This is a genomic window from Kutzneria sp. NPDC052558 (assembly GCF_044547355.1).
Taxonomy (GTDB): Bacteria; Actinomycetota; Actinomycetes; order Mycobacteriales; family Pseudonocardiaceae; genus Kutzneria.
In genome coordinates, this window is record NZ_JBIUAG010000005.1 from 300,733 (window position 1) to 314,530 (window position 13,798).

The following is a 13,798-nucleotide window of genomic DNA, read 5'->3' on the forward strand; positions in this document are numbered from 1 at the left end:
TTCTCCGTGAACGCACAGCGTTTCGACCCGTACAAGAACTTCAAGTTCCTGGTGCTGTGGGACGGCAGGGTGGTGGCCGGGGTCAGCAAGATCAGCCCGATGAAGCGCACCACCGAGGTGGTCAAGCACCGCAACGGCGGCGACTCCAGCTCGGTCCGCAAGTCCGCGGGCCGCACCGAGTTCGACGCGATCACCCTGGAGCGCGGGGTGACCCACGACCCGGAGTTCGACCGGTGGGCCAACAAGGTGTTCCTGGTCAACGGCGGCCGGGGTGCGGAGTCCTCGCTGCGGGACTTCCGCAAGGACATCGTGATCCAGCTGCTCAACGAGGCCGGCCAGGTGGCCAAGGCCTACAAGGTGTACCGGGCCTGGCCCAGCGAGTACCAGATCGTCGGCGAGCTGGACGCCAACGCCAACGCGGTGGCCATCCAGAGCCTGAAGCTGGAGAGCGAGGGCTGGGAGGTCGACCCCGACGTGCCCGAGCCGGAAGAGCCGTCGATCACCTTCCCGGCGTAGCCGGTGACGGCTGAGCTGTTGGCGCTCTGGGAGTCGGGGCTGTCCGTGGACCCGGCCGGGCGCGCGGTCCTGCTGCACGCGGCCGCGCGCCCGGCTGCCACGGCCGAGGAGCTGCTCGACGTCGTGGTCGGCCAGCGGGACGCGGACCTGTTCGGGCTGCGGGCCGCGCTGTTCGGGGCGGCGATGCCGGTGCGGGTGGCGTGCCGGGGCTGCGGCGAGGAGCTGGAGTTCGAGTTCGACGCCACGGCCGTGTCCGGGATGGCTTTGCCGGCAACGGAAACGGTTGCGGTGACCGAGGGGGAGTGGACGGTGGTGATGCGGATGCCGACCTCCGGCGACCTGCTGGGCGCACGCGGCGCTGGCCGTGCGCTGCTGTCGGCATGCGCGCTGGAGATCAGCCGAGGTGGCCGACCGGCCACTGTGGACGATCTGCCGGCGGCGGTGGCGGCCGGCGCCGGGCAGGCGGTGGCCGAGGCCGATCCGCGGGCCGATGTCGAGCTGGACGTGGTGTGCCCGGAGTGCGGCGAGTCCACCGGGGCCGAGCTCGACATCGCCGGCTTCCTGTGGGCGGAACTGGATTCCTGGGCCCGGGCGACGCTGTTGGACGTGCATCTGCTGGCGTCCAGCTACGGCTGGCGCGAGCCCGACGTGCTGGCGCTGAGCCCCGCACGCCGTCGCTACTACCTGGAGTTGTGCGGCCATGCCTGACTTCTTCCACCGGTTGGCGGCGCGCTCGGCCGGGCTGCCCTCGTCGGCGCCTCGGGCCATGCCCCGGCTGGCGCATCCGTTCGAGCGGGCAGTCGCTGTGCCGGAAGCCGAGCCCATTGCGGCTTCGTCGGCACGACCGGCGGCATCGGCCCCACCGATCACACCTCCTGGGGTTGTCGAACGGCACACGGAAACCCTTGTCCATGAACGGGAATCACACCAGTTGACGTTGGTTGAACGCCATCTGACCACAGTGGATTCGTCGGTTCACCATGTGCTGGAACGACTTGAAGTGGCTCAGCCGCCGCTGCTGGTTCCGGTCACGACACCAGCCCCGGTCCCGTCGGCGGCCGCCCCGATCCAACCGCCCGAGCCGGCTGGGGCTACCCCCGTTGCGCCCCAGCCGGCACCCGCGGTCGTGCACCCGATTCGGGCGTGGACCGCGGTGGCCAAGGCGGCGGTCGTGCCGGCCCGGCGGGTCGCCGCGCCGGAGCCGGAGCGGGTTGTGCACGTCAGCATCGGGCGGGTCGAGGTGAGGGCCGCCGCGCCGGCGGCCCGTCAGCCGCGGTCGAGCGGTCGGGTGGCGCCGGCCGTGCCGCTGGAGAAATACCTGGCCGGGGAGGGCTCGTGAGCAACTATCTGGCCGTCGCCCAGGCCACCGAGGCGCTGCGGCAGTTCGTCAGCCGCCGCGTCACCGCCGATGTCGGCTTCGCCGTGCGGGTGCTGGCGCAGAAGCCGTTCACCGAGCCGCCGGCCGAGCCGACGATCACCGTCTTCATGTACGAGGTGGTGCCCAATCCCTCGGTCCGCAACTTCGACGCGCCGACCCGCAGCTCCGACGGCACCCTGCTGACCAAGCCGCAGGCGGCCATCGACCTGCACTACCTGATCAGTTTCTACGGCGACGAAACCGAGTTGCAGCCCCAGAAGCTGCTGGGCTCGGTGGTGCGCAGCCTGCACACCAGCCCGGTGCTGCTGGAGGAGGACCTCGACGCGGCGGCGGTCCGGCCGCCGCTGGTCGGGGCCGACCTGGCCAGCTCACCGCAGAAGGTGCGGCTCACGCCGACCAAGCTGGACGTCGACGACCTGTACAAGCTGTGGACGATGCTGATCCAGGTGCCGTACGCGCTTTCCGTGATGTACCAGGGAACTCTGGTGCTGCTCGACGGCGAGGGCGTGCCCGCCGCCGGCAAGCCGGTGCTGCGCCGGAACGTGCGGGCCGTGGCCGGCGGCCGACCGGTGCTGGACCGGGCGTTGTCCCGGCCGGCCGGCAGCACCCAGACCCCGGTGGAGGGCCCGGTTCCTCGGGGCAGTGAGATTCTGTTGCAGGGCCGGCAACTCAGCGGCGACGGCGACACCGTGCGGATCGGCGACCTGGACGTGGCGCCGCAGAGCACCCGTGAGGACCAGGTGGTGTTCCGGTTCCCGGAGACCGGGGCGGAGCTGCCGCCCGGCATCTACCCGGTGTCGGTGGTGCAGGATCTGTCCTTTCCGGACGGAACGGTACGCAAGGCGTTCGAGTCCAACGCCGTCGCGGTGACCCGGCAGCCGAGCGTGATCGAGCCCGTGCAGGTGGTCGGCAATCTCGTCACCGTGCACCTGGACCTGCCGGTGCTGGACGACCAACGGGTCGTGCTGCTGCTGGACGAACTCGATCCGCCGGCTGGGCGGAACGCGGCGAGCTACCAGTTCCCGGCCCCGGTGCCGCTGGGGCTGCGACCGGATGATCACACGGTCACGGTGGCCGTTGCCGGTGTCCGGCCTGCCGTTTATCTGGTGCGCGTGCAGGTTGACGGCGTGCGCAGCCGTACCGCGGACGACCTGCGGACGCCGTCGGCACGGTTGGGGGCCTGAGTGAGCTTGGGCAAGGAGACGCCGCACGGCCGGGCCTTGAGCTCGGCCGTGGCCGACGTGCTCGCCCGGCTCGACGGTCAGGACCCGCCTGCCGTTGACGACGGGGATTCGGCGTTGACGACGGTGTGCGCCTGCTTCGGACTCACGCCGTTCGAGCGGGACCTGCTCGTGCTCACTGCTGCCGTCGAGATCGAACCCACCGCCGCCGACCGATTCGGGTCTCCCACATTTTCCTTGGCCCTGGCCACTTTGCGGGAGCCGCACTGGAGCGCGCTGACCCCGGACGGCCCCCTGCGCCGCTGGAGTTTGATCGACGTTGCCGACACCGGATCACTGACCACGGCCCGGCTGCGCATCGACGAACGAATCCTGCACTTTCTCGCCGGCGCACCGGGTTTGGATCCGCGGCTGCGGGGAATCGTGCAGCGGGCCCCGCGGCCCGACGACCTGCCGGCCTCCCAGGTCGCCGTCGCCGACCAGGTGGCCGCTGCCTGGCGCGGCGGCGGAAGTCCACATGTGGACCTGGTCGGTGGTGACCGGCAGACCAGGTGGGAGACCGCGGCTCTCGCCGCCCAAGGCCTCGATCTGTACACAATGGATGGCCATGATGTGCCGTCCGATCCGGCTGAGCGGGACGCGCTGTGCCGGCTGTGGGAGCGCGAGGCCGTGCTGCTGCCGGCCGCGCTGGCCATCGAGTTCGACGGCGAGCGCCGCCATGCGCTGGATTCCTTTGTCGCCAGGTTGAACGTGCCGGTGGTCGTGAGCTCGGACGACGCGGTGACCGGGCTTCGCCCCCAGTTCACCGTCGCCGCGCCGACCCAGCACGAGCAGCGTGAGCTGTGGTCGAAGGCCCTGAACGGCGTCGCGACCGTGGCCGACGGAGAGCTCAAGCGCCTGGTCGCCCAGTTCTCCTTGCCAGCCCACGTGATCCGTCGTGCCGGCGAGACCGTCCGCCGCAGCGGCGCCGCCGGCGAGGACGCCGCCGATCTGGCCTGGCGGGCCGGGTTGACCGAGGCGCGGACGGCGCTGGAGGAGCTGGGCCGGCGGATCGAACCCCGGGCCACACCCGAGGATCTCGTGCTGCCCGACGCGCAACTCTCGACCTTGGACGAGATCGTCGCGCACGTGCGGCGACGCGGAACCGTCTACCAGGACTGGGGATTCGAGTCCGTGCTGCGCCGCGGGCTCGGCGTCACGGCGCTGTTCGCCGGCGGCAGCGGCACCGGCAAGACCCTGGCCGCCGAGGTGATCGCCGGCCGGCTCGGGCTGGACCTGTTCGTGATCGACCTGTCCCAGGTGGTCAGCAAGTACATCGGGGAGACCGAGAAGAACCTGCGCCGGGTGTTCGACGCCGCCGAGCGCGGCGGGTCGGTCCTGCTGTTCGACGAGGCCGACGCGCTGTTCGGCAAGCGCAGCGAGGTCCGGGACAGCCACGACCGCTACGCCAACCTGGAAGTCAGCTACCTGCTGATGCGGATGGAGTCCTACCGCGGGCTGGCCGTGCTCACCACCAACATGAAAAAGGCCCTGGACAGCGCCTTTCTGCGGCGGATCCGGTTCGTGGTGGACTTCCCGTTCCCCACGGTCGTCGAACGCGCCCAGATCTGGCGGCGGGTCATCCCGTCGGCCACCCCGGTCGAGCGCATCGACGTCGACCGCCTGGCCCAGCTGACCGTGGCCGGCGGCAGCATCCGCAACATCGCCCTGTCGGCCGCGTTCCTGGCCGCCGATGAGCAGGCCCCGCTGCGGATGAGCCATCTGCTCGCGGCGTCGCGGACCGAGTACCTGAAGTTGGAGCGGTCGCTGTCCTCGGGCGAGGTGGACGGATGGGTGTGACCGGGCCGCGTCGGGTGGTAGTGGAGATCGGCGAGCTGGTGCTCGACGGTTTCCCCGCTGCCGACCGCGATCTGGTCGCAGCGTCCTTCCGGCGCGAGCTGACCCGGCTGCTGGCCGGTCCGCTCGGCGGCTTCTTCGAGTCCACTATGGACGACTCGGTGGACATCGCGGTCGCCGGTTCCGCGCCCACGCCCGGCATGTCGTCCCGACGGATCGGCGTCCAGCTGGCCCGGACCGTGCACGCGACCTTGGACGGCGCGCCATGAGCCCCAAGGTGACCGCGGTCAAGAAGCCGGCCAAGCGGCCACCGGTGCGCAAGCGGCCGGAGGTCAAGGACATCGTGTCCGGGGCCGGGCAGCCGCTGGACGCCGGGCTGCGTCGGGAGCTGGAATCCCGGCTGGGGCACGACTTCAGCCGCGTCCGCATCCACACCGATCGGGACGCGGCCGTGCTCACCGAGCTCATCGGCGCCGATGCCGTGACCGTCGGGCAGGACGTGTTCTTCGCCGAGAACGCGTTCCATCCCGAAACCGCCCAGGGCCGTCTGCTGCTGGCCCACGAGCTGCTGCACACCGTGCAGGTGCCGACCGCGCCCGGCCCGCTCCGGCTCGGCCGCACTGACGGCGTGCTCAGCCAGCCGGGCGAGCCGGTCGAGGTGGAGGCCGAGGAGACCGCCCAGGGTCGGCGAAACGACGTCGAAAGGCGGGCCCAGCAACAGGCCTCCCTCCTGCGCTACACCCGAGTGAACGCCGGCCAGCAGCGGGCCGAGCGGCTGGACCCGGCTTCGATCGTGGACCGGATCGTCGCCGGCGTGCTGCGCAGCCTGCGCGGCGACCCGGCCGACACGTCCGGTCGGGTCCGGTTGCAGATCGGCCGGCTCACGCCGGAGCTCCAGCAGACCGTCTTCGAGACGCTGAAGGTGCGGCTGCCTTCGCCGCAGTACCAACAGATCGTCGACCTCGTCCGCTCGGACGAGAACAGCGACGCCCCGCCGGACGTCGCCCCGGTGGACCAGCCGGCCACCGTCGAGGATCCGAAGACCGAGCCCGATCCTGACGAGCAGACCGCCGAGGGCGACCGCAAGTCCGACGAGAAGTCCGACCAGGACAAGGAGAAGGCGGCCGAGGACGACGCCTCCCGGTCCGAGGACGAGCGCAAACGCCAGGAGGACAAGGACAAGCAGGACAAGGACAAGTCCGACGCCGACCGGAAGAAGGACGCGGACGGCAAGAAGAAGGACGAGGAAGCCAAGGACAAGGACGCCAAGGACGGCGACGACAAGAAGGACCAGGACAAGCAGCAGGACAAGGACGAGAAGGACAAGTCCAAGGGGGACAAGGACAAGCAGGAGGCGGACAAGAAGGACGCCGACGCCCAGCAGGGGGAGCAGCAGGCCCTCCAGGCCGGGCAGGCGCCCGCGGCCCCGGCCGCCGGCGTCGGTGGTGCGGCCGTCGGTGGACCCGGTGGCGCCGGGGCGGATGCCGGCGGTGCGCCGGGCGTGGCCGACGACGCCGCCATCGACACGGCCGTGGCCGGACCCGAAAGTCCGTTGGCCAAGCACGGTGTGGTGGAGCGTCCGGGAGAGAAGCCCAAGGAGGACAGCGAACCCGGCGAGGATCCGATCGGGCTGGAGGCCGCCCCCACCGCCGAGGTCGCGGAGGAGCCGGAGCCCCCGGCGCCTGCGCCCGCTCCGGCTGCGGAGGAGCAGCCCGACGATGGGCTGCCCAAGTCGGACCTGGACGTCTCCGCCGTGCCGACCGCCGACAAGCTGACGCTGCCCGCCGACGGCTCGCCGCCGCCACCGCCCGAGCCGCCGTCGTTCCCGACGCCGCCCGAGCCGGCCGTGGACCCCAAGGCCCGCACCGAGGAGTATCGGGCCGAGCAGGTCCAGGAGCAGCGGGAATCGGCGGAGATCCAGCCGGCGGCCGGGCAGGTCGACGAGGACGCCATCGAGCGTGAACCCGTCACACCGCCACAGCCGGAACCCGTGGCACCGGCCCGGACCATGGCCACCGCGGCCCGGGTTCCGGCTCAGCGGACGACGTCCGCCGAGGAACCCGTCGGCGAGGAACCCACCGAGCTCTCCGCCTCCGGGCCGGAACCGGCCGGCGCCGGGCCTGTTCCGGAGGGGCCGGGTGCGCAAGGACCTGACCAGGAGCAGGCGCCCGGCGGCGCGCCGGCCGAAGACGCCTCGCTGGAAGCCGGTGGCGGTGGTTGTGCCGGCGCGCCCGAGCAGTCGGCCGCCCCTGAACAGGGTGGCGGCGGCTGCGGCGGTGGAGGTGGCGGCGGTGGCGCGGCTGCCGCCGAGCCACCGCAAGCGGCCGCCCCCGACGTGTCGGCCCAGGAGCCGCGGGCCGCGCTCGCCTCGGTCAGCACCCAGCAGCCGGCCGACATGGTGGATTCGCTGGGCCAGGTCGACTCGTCCGTGAGCACGTCGGTCGGCAAGGACCGCACCGAGTTGCAGTCCGCGCCGCCCGCCGCCGACCGTCCCTCGGGCGCGCCGGAGACGCTGAGCGGCAAGCCGCCCGAGGCCCCGCCGGTGGCCGCCGAGATCCCCCGGGTCGACGAAGCCAAGCCACCCGAGCAGGGCAAGCAGCCGCAGGCCGAGAACAAGGACGTCCACAGTGGACCGTCGGCGACCGCCGGCGCGGCCGCGCCCACCGTCGCCGGGGACGCGCAGGGCAAGCTCAGCCCCGAGGAGAGCGCCCACCTCGAACACGCCGTCGACAACATCCCGACCACCGACCCGGCCCTCAACGCCACCGTCGGTCCCGCGCCCCAGTTCGAGCTCAAGGGCGACACCGATCCGGCGCTGACCGACCAGCAGGCCAAGAACCTCAACGACACCACCGGCAAGGTCGCCGAGGTCGGCCGGCAGGACGCCGCCCAGCCGCTCGGCGAGGACCACGTCTACCCCAACGTGCCGCCCCAGACCCTGACCGGCAAGGTGCCCGCCGGTGGCGGCGGCGCCCCCGCGGCCGGCGGACCCGGCCCTGGTCCGGGGGCCGCGGCCGGCGGCGCCGACAAGGCCGCGATTTCCGCCGTGGCCCAGCAGGAACGGGGTCCGCAGATCCAGGCCGCCTTCGGGCAGGGCGCCGGGCAGATGGCCACCGAGCAGAAGGGCCATGACGACCAGGCCGTCCAGGAGCACCAGCAGAACCAGGCCCAGATCGACGACGCGATCAAGCAGAGCAGCCAGGAGCAGGCCGATCAGCGGGCCGACGTCGCCACCCAGGCTTCGGCCCAGCGGGACCAGTGGCGGGCCGAGCAGGACCAGGCCGTCACCGACTCCAACACCCAGGCCGCCGACAAGCACGGTGAGGCGGCCAAGCAGATCGACCAGCAGCACACCGACACCAACAAGGACGTCCAGGACCGCAAGGACAGCGACAACAAGGACATCGACGACAAGCGGGCCAAGGCCGAGCAGGACGCCCGCAAGAAGAAGGACGAGAAGAAGAACGACGACGGCGGCTTCTTCAGCTGGGTCGCGTCCAAGATCAAGCAGGCGTTCGACGCCATCGTCTCGGCCATCACCGACATCTTCAACGCCGCCCGCGCCGCGATCCAGGGGGTCATCGACGGCTTCAAGAAGTTCGTCAACGACGCCATCGAGTTCGCCCGCAAGGCCGTCGTCGGCCTGATCAACACCCTGGCCACCGCCCTGATCGCCCTCGGCGACACCCTGCTGGCCGCGTTTCCCGGGCTGCGGGACAAGTTCCGCAAGGCCATCGAGGGCCTGCGCGACGCCGCCATCGCCAAGGTCAACCAGATCGCCGACGGTCTCAAGAACGCCGTCAACAAATTACTCGACGCCCTCGGCGCCGTGTTGTCCAAGCTGCTCGACGTCCTCCAGGCCGGGCTGCTCGCCGCCGTCAAGTTCGTGCGGGACGCCGTCAACGCCGCGATCGCCTTCGTGCAGCAGGCCATCGCCATCCTCGGCGAGCTGGCCGCGATCATCAAGGACATCGCCCTCAACCCCGGCCGCTGGCTCAGCAATCTCGGGGCCGCCATCCGCGACGGCGTTCGCGATTTCTTGTTCGGGGCCATCATCAGCGCCGTCAAGAAGTGGTTCAACGACAAGGTCGAGGAGGTCGTCGGCCTCGGCAAGCTGGTGTTCAACGTCCTGATCAAGGGCTGCCTCAAGATCGGGCAGATCGCCTCCATGGTCTGGAACGCCGTGCTCAAGGCCCTGCCCATGATGATCGTCCAGCTGGTGCTGGAGAAGGTCGTCGCCGCCCTCATCCCCGGCGCCGGCGCCATCCTCGCGATCATCCAGACCATCCAGGCCGCGTGGGGCGCCATCTCCAAGATCCTCGGCGCCCTCTCCAAGCTCCTGTCGTTCCTCAAGGCCGTCCGCGCCGGCGGCGTGGCCGCGGCCTGCCTGTTCGCCCAAACCGTCGCCGCCGGCGCCGTCGCCCTGCTCGACTTCATCGCCAACTTCCTCATCTCCAAGCTCGCCTCCGCCGCCAAGGGCGTCGCCAGCAAGCTCAAAGGCATCGCCGACAAGATCATGAAGGCCCTCGCCCGCGGCGCCACCAAGGTCCGCCAGGCCGCCGGCAAGGCCTTCAACGGCGCCAAACGCGCCGGCAAGGCCGCCCTCTCCTTCGCCAAGAAGGGCGCCTCCAAAGCCGGCTCCCTCGCCCGCCGCGGAGCCACGAAGGTCCTCGGTGCAGCCAAAAAGGGCTGGAACAAGGTCAAGGGCGGCATCAAGTCCCTCGGCTCCAAGCTCGCCAAGACCAAACTCGGCAAGACCCTCCTCAACGCCGGCAAGAAGATCAAGCAGACCTACCAGAAGGCCAAGCAGAAGATCGTCGACAAGCTCAAGGGCAAGTCGAAGCCGGTCTCGCCGGAGGAGCGCCTCGCCAAGGCGGTAGCGCGCATCCAGCCGAAGCTCAAGGCGTTGTTGGCGCGCGGCGTTCGCGGGGTGATCCTGCGGGCCGCGCTGGCCGCGATGCGGGTCTGGTACCGATTGTCCAGTCTCGAGCTGACGGGCGGGGACAACGTCCAGATCACCGCCACGATCAACCCGAGCAAGCCGGCCGGGAACGCGTTGGTGCTGCGCAAGATGCTGCTGGCCGAGGAGATGAAGAAGGAAGCCGAGAAGCTTGCCAGGAAAGCGTCGCCGCAAGGAACGGAACAGAAGCCTCCACAGCCGCCTGGCGGACCTCAGGGAACGGGTCCGGCAACCAGGCCTGCGCCACCAGTGTTCCCGCTGCGCCAGGATGTTCCCCTCGCACAGCAGGCGTCCGACGTCCATGGCTTCATCAATGAGCGGAAGTCGGACAAGAAGCACGGCGTGATCGACTTGACGGGCGCGGATCTGACGTTCCGATTCCAGCCTGGCTGGCGGGCCGACCCGGGCGGATTCCTGGTGCCGCCCGGTGGTCAGGGCGGACGCTACCAGGACGTGTTGCTGAAGGGCGCGGATGCCAGCGAGGTCCGCAAGCAACTCGACCAGGCCTTGAGGCTCAGCGGCGGGCGCGGCGGGATCACCCCCGACATGTCCGACGTCGCCTTCGAGCGGATCCTGCGTGAGCTGGTCGAGTCGAAAAGGTCCAGCGTCATGACTCTGCTCTCCAAGGCCGAATTGCAGTGGGCGACGCAGGCCGGCTCGGATGAGGAGGCCGTTGCGCGGGTGCGGGAGATCCACTCCCGAGGCCTCATGGTGCCGAACCGGTCAGTCGGCGCGGCCATGAGGGTGAACAAGGCGTCCGGACTGCTATGGGGGCAGGGGAACGCCCCGACGCCGGACATGCTGGAGTCACCGGAGATCGCGAGGCTGCTCCGTGCGCCGACCAACAGCGTGTACAACCAGGTGCACGGCGTGGAGCAGAAGTGGGCTGAGAGCCGGGGACTCCGTGCGCCGACCCTGGACGAGATCAGACCGAGCGTGGAGACGCCGACCGGTTACCTTGACAGATTTACCTTGTGGGCATCGCGTGCCGTCGCCTTTGATGACATTTTCGTCGATGAAGCAAACAGGGAGCAGGCGCTCGCTCGACTGCGCGCTCTCGTGGATGAGATCCTCAACGCCGACCCTGACCTGGTGACCCGAGTTCCCAGGCTCTGGACACCACAGAAGAAGGGGACGACGGGCTTATGACGAGAGGGCAGGTGCCGGCGATGAGCTGGGGCGATATTCAAGGGCGACGACGTGTGTTGCAGGAGTCGGCGGCCGAGGAGGAGGTCGTCGAGCTCGCCGAATCGGCGGGCTTCGAGAAGGTTCGTGAGATCACGGCCGCGCCGTCGGAGGGAGTGACGCGCGAGGTGACGTGGCGGATAGCTCCGCGGCTGTATCTGCACTATCTCGAGTATCCGCCGGCCGAAACAGCCATTGTGCAGGTGACCGGCGATGAGTTCGCCGACGTTCAGAGGTTCGACGATCTTGTGACTCGGTACTTCGAGCCGATCTCCTACGAGGATGTGCTGGATCAGTTGGATCGAGAGGACGGTGTGGAAGCCAAAGCCTTGCTGCTACGGAGGCTTGGGCTCGCTGCCCCCAACGAACCCGATCCGGGATTTATCGCGAAGGTCGAGGAGTTGGGGCGAAGCTCGGACGTTCGCCTTCGTGAGGCGGCCCTGTGGGCGACGTTGTTTCCGTACTGGCCGGAATTCATTCCCTTCCTGGACGGGGTGGCCGAGTCGGATCCCGACGAGGATCTCCGTGCGCAGGCCCAATTCATGGCGGACCAGATCAGAAAGAGGCAGTGAGCGGCATGGAGACCTTCGGTCCGGTTCGCCTGCACCGCGGGGAGGTGCGTGAGGCGTGACCAGCGCGATTGGCTACACCGACATTCCCAAGCCGATCAGGTCGGGGTTGGTGATTGTGGATCCGGTGCGGGGGACGCCGCAGCGGGTGATCGTGATGCAGTTCAATCCGGACACGTTGCAGCGGAGTCTGGCGCCGAAGGCGGCGGGGGATGAGCAGCAGGGGGATCGGACGGAGGCGCTGCGGCTGACGGGGCCGGCGGTGGAGACGATCAAGTTCGAGGCGGATGTGGATGCCACGGACCAGTTCGAGGTGTCGGCGCCGAACGGGATTCATCCGCAGTTGGCGGCGTTGGAGATGCTGATCAATCCGCCGGCGGCGAGGATCAGGGGGAATCAGGCGCTGGCGAGCGTGGGGACGTTGGAGATCACGCCGGTGGAGGCGCCGCTGACGTTGTTCGTCTGGGGCAGCAAGCGGGTGCTGCCGGTGCGGCTGACCGAACTGACCATCACGGAGACGGCGTTCGACGTGGAGCTGAATCCGATCATGGCGACGGTGGGGATCGGGCTGAGGGTGTTGTCCTCCAGCGACCTGCCCACGGGGCATCGGGGGGCGGACCTGTATCTGGCGCATCTGGCGCAGAAGGAGCAGCTGGCGGGAACGGCGGCGGCGGGGCGACTGGACGCGTTGGGGATCACGGGGATCTAGGGGAGGCAAGCGATGAGCAGTCCGCTGGACGCGATTGCGGCGCCGTCGAAGTATCCGCGCACGAGCCGGTACTTCGCGTCGGATCAGCTGGAGCACGCAGGGGTGCCGTATCTGCGGCCAAGGCTGCTGCCGGATCCGGAGACGTTCGCGGTGATCGGAACATACGAGGTGCGGGCGGGGGACCGGGCCGATGTGCTGGCGTTCCGGCAGTTCGGGGACGCGGAGCAGTGGTGGCGGCTGGCGGACGCGAACCCGGTGGTGGACCCGCGAGAGCTGACGGACACGCCGGGTAGGCGGCTGAACATCACGCTGCCGGAAGGCGTGCCGGGCTGATGGGGGACATCGGACCGATCCACCTGACGCTGCTGATGGGCCGCCAGATCGTGGCCCCGACCCCGCAGCCGGTGACCGACGCGCTGTTGTCGGCGCAGGTGACGGTGACGGCGGGGCAGCGCAGCGGCTTCCAGCTGGCCTTCGACCTGACGAAGAACGGCATCATCCAGCAGGCGCTGCTGCCGGCGGGGGCGTTCGACCCGCAGACGAGGGTGGTGCTGGTCGCGACGGTGGCGGGCACGCCGAACGTGCTGATGGACGGGGTGATCACCCGCCAGGAGGTGGGGATCGCGGGCGTGCCGGGCCAGTCGACGCTGACGGTCACGGGCGAGGACCTCACGGTGCTGATGAGCCTGGAGGACCACACCGGCATCCTCTACCCGGCGATGGGCCCGGCGGCCCGCTGCCTGGCGATCATCGCCCAGTACGCCCAGTGGGGCATCGTGCCGCTGGTCATCCCGGAGCTGATCCCGCAGGCGCCGGCGCCGACCGAGCGCATGGAGACCCAGAAGGGCAGCGACCTGGACTACATCACCAAGCTGGCCAAGGACAACGGGTACACCTTCTACCTCGATCCGGGGCCGGCGCCGGGCATGAGCAAGGCCTACTGGGGGCCGGAGGTGCGGCTGGGCGTGCCGCAGCCGGCGATCAACGTGAACATGGACCATCTGTCCACAGTGGAGCAGATGTCCTTCGGCTTCGACGGCACGGCACGGGAACAGCCCAGCGTGCGCATCCAGATCCCGATCACCAAGACGGATGTGCTGCTGCCGGTGCCGGAGGTGAGCGTGCTGCGGCCGCCGCTGGCCCTGCGGCCGGCCCCGGCGCTGAAGAAGACGGTCATCGACGACACAGCCAAGAAGGACGCGCCGACGGCGCTGGCCGAGAGCATCGCCAAGGCGGTGGAGACCTCGGACGCGGTGAGCGGATCGGGGCAGCTGGACGTGGTGCGGTACGGACACGTGCTGCGGCCCCGGGAACTGGTGGGCGTGCGCGGCGCGGGCATCACCTACGACGGCCTGTACTACGTCAAGAGCGTGACCCACAACCTCAAGCCCGGGTCGTACACGCAGAACTTCACGCTGGCCCGCGAGGGCCTGATCTCGTTGACACCGAACGTGATTCCCTAGG

General features: G+C 70.0%; 11 protein-coding genes. All 11 read left to right on the forward strand.

The window, feature by feature from the left end:
* Positions 1-6: 6 nt before the first annotated feature.
* Positions 7-516, forward strand: coding sequence for a phage tail protein (locus ACIG5F_RS12270; protein ID WP_396517673.1), 510 nt, complete (start codon positions 7-9; stop codon positions 514-516).
* A gap of 3 nt (positions 517-519) precedes the next feature.
* Positions 520-1,224, forward strand: a complete 705-nt coding sequence (locus ACIG5F_RS12275) for a hypothetical protein (protein WP_396517674.1) — start codon at positions 520-522, stop codon at positions 1,222-1,224.
* 418 nt (positions 1,225-1,642) lie between these two features.
* On the forward strand, positions 1,643-1,855 hold the full coding sequence (locus tag ACIG5F_RS12280; protein ID WP_396517675.1) for a hypothetical protein: 213 nt from the start codon (positions 1,643-1,645) through the stop codon (positions 1,853-1,855).
* Complete coding sequence (locus ACIG5F_RS12285; protein WP_396517676.1) at positions 1,852-3,078, forward strand: DUF4255 domain-containing protein; 1,227 nt, start codon at positions 1,852-1,854, stop codon at positions 3,076-3,078. Before ACIG5F_RS12280 ends, ACIG5F_RS12285 begins: the two co-directional genes overlap by 4 nt.
* Complete coding sequence (locus ACIG5F_RS12290; protein WP_396517677.1) at positions 3,079-4,914, forward strand: ATP-binding protein; 1,836 nt, start codon at positions 3,079-3,081, stop codon at positions 4,912-4,914.
* The gene (locus ACIG5F_RS12295) at positions 4,905-5,180 is read left to right on the forward strand and encodes a hypothetical protein (protein ID WP_396517678.1); all 276 of its coding nucleotides are present in this window, start codon (positions 4,905-4,907) and stop codon (positions 5,178-5,180) included. Before ACIG5F_RS12290 ends, ACIG5F_RS12295 begins: the two co-directional genes overlap by 10 nt.
* Positions 5,177-11,020, forward strand: a complete 5,844-nt coding sequence (locus tag ACIG5F_RS12300) for a DUF4157 domain-containing protein (protein ID WP_396517679.1) — start codon at positions 5,177-5,179, stop codon at positions 11,018-11,020. Before ACIG5F_RS12295 ends, ACIG5F_RS12300 begins: the two co-directional genes overlap by 4 nt.
* 20 nt (positions 11,021-11,040) lie before the next feature.
* A complete protein-coding gene (locus ACIG5F_RS12305) occupies positions 11,041-11,628 on the forward strand; it encodes a hypothetical protein (protein ID WP_396517680.1) in 588 nt (195 codons plus the stop codon).
* Between the two features lie 115 nt (positions 11,629-11,743).
* Positions 11,744-12,334, forward strand: coding sequence for a hypothetical protein (locus tag ACIG5F_RS12310; protein WP_396517681.1), 591 nt, complete (start codon positions 11,744-11,746; stop codon positions 12,332-12,334).
* Positions 12,335-12,346: 12 nt separating this feature from the next.
* Complete coding sequence (locus tag ACIG5F_RS12315; protein ID WP_396517682.1) at positions 12,347-12,667, forward strand: LysM domain-containing protein; 321 nt, start codon at positions 12,347-12,349, stop codon at positions 12,665-12,667.
* Positions 12,667-13,797, forward strand: a complete 1,131-nt coding sequence (locus ACIG5F_RS12320; protein ID WP_396517683.1) for a hypothetical protein — start codon at positions 12,667-12,669, stop codon at positions 13,795-13,797. The genes ACIG5F_RS12315 and ACIG5F_RS12320 overlap by 1 nt, the downstream gene beginning before the upstream one ends.
* Position 13,798: the final 1 nt, after the last annotated feature.

Bases quoted from the DNA above. Each gene is read 5' to 3' on its own strand.
- ACIG5F_RS12305 (WP_396517680.1), top strand. From the start codon at position 11,041: ATGAGCTGGGGCGATATTCAAGGGCGACGACGTGTGTTGCAGGAGTCG.
- ACIG5F_RS12300 (WP_396517679.1), top strand. From the start codon at position 5,177: ATGAGCCCCAAGGTGACCGCGGTCAAGAAGCCGGCCAAGCGGCCACCG.
- ACIG5F_RS12315 (WP_396517682.1), top strand. From the start codon at position 12,347: ATGAGCAGTCCGCTGGACGCGATTGCGGCGCCGTCGAAGTATCCGCGC.
- ACIG5F_RS12320 (WP_396517683.1), top strand. From the start codon at position 12,667: ATGGGGGACATCGGACCGATCCACCTGACGCTGCTGATGGGCCGCCAG.
- ACIG5F_RS12295 (WP_396517678.1), top strand. From the start codon at position 4,905: ATGGGTGTGACCGGGCCGCGTCGGGTGGTAGTGGAGATCGGCGAGCTG.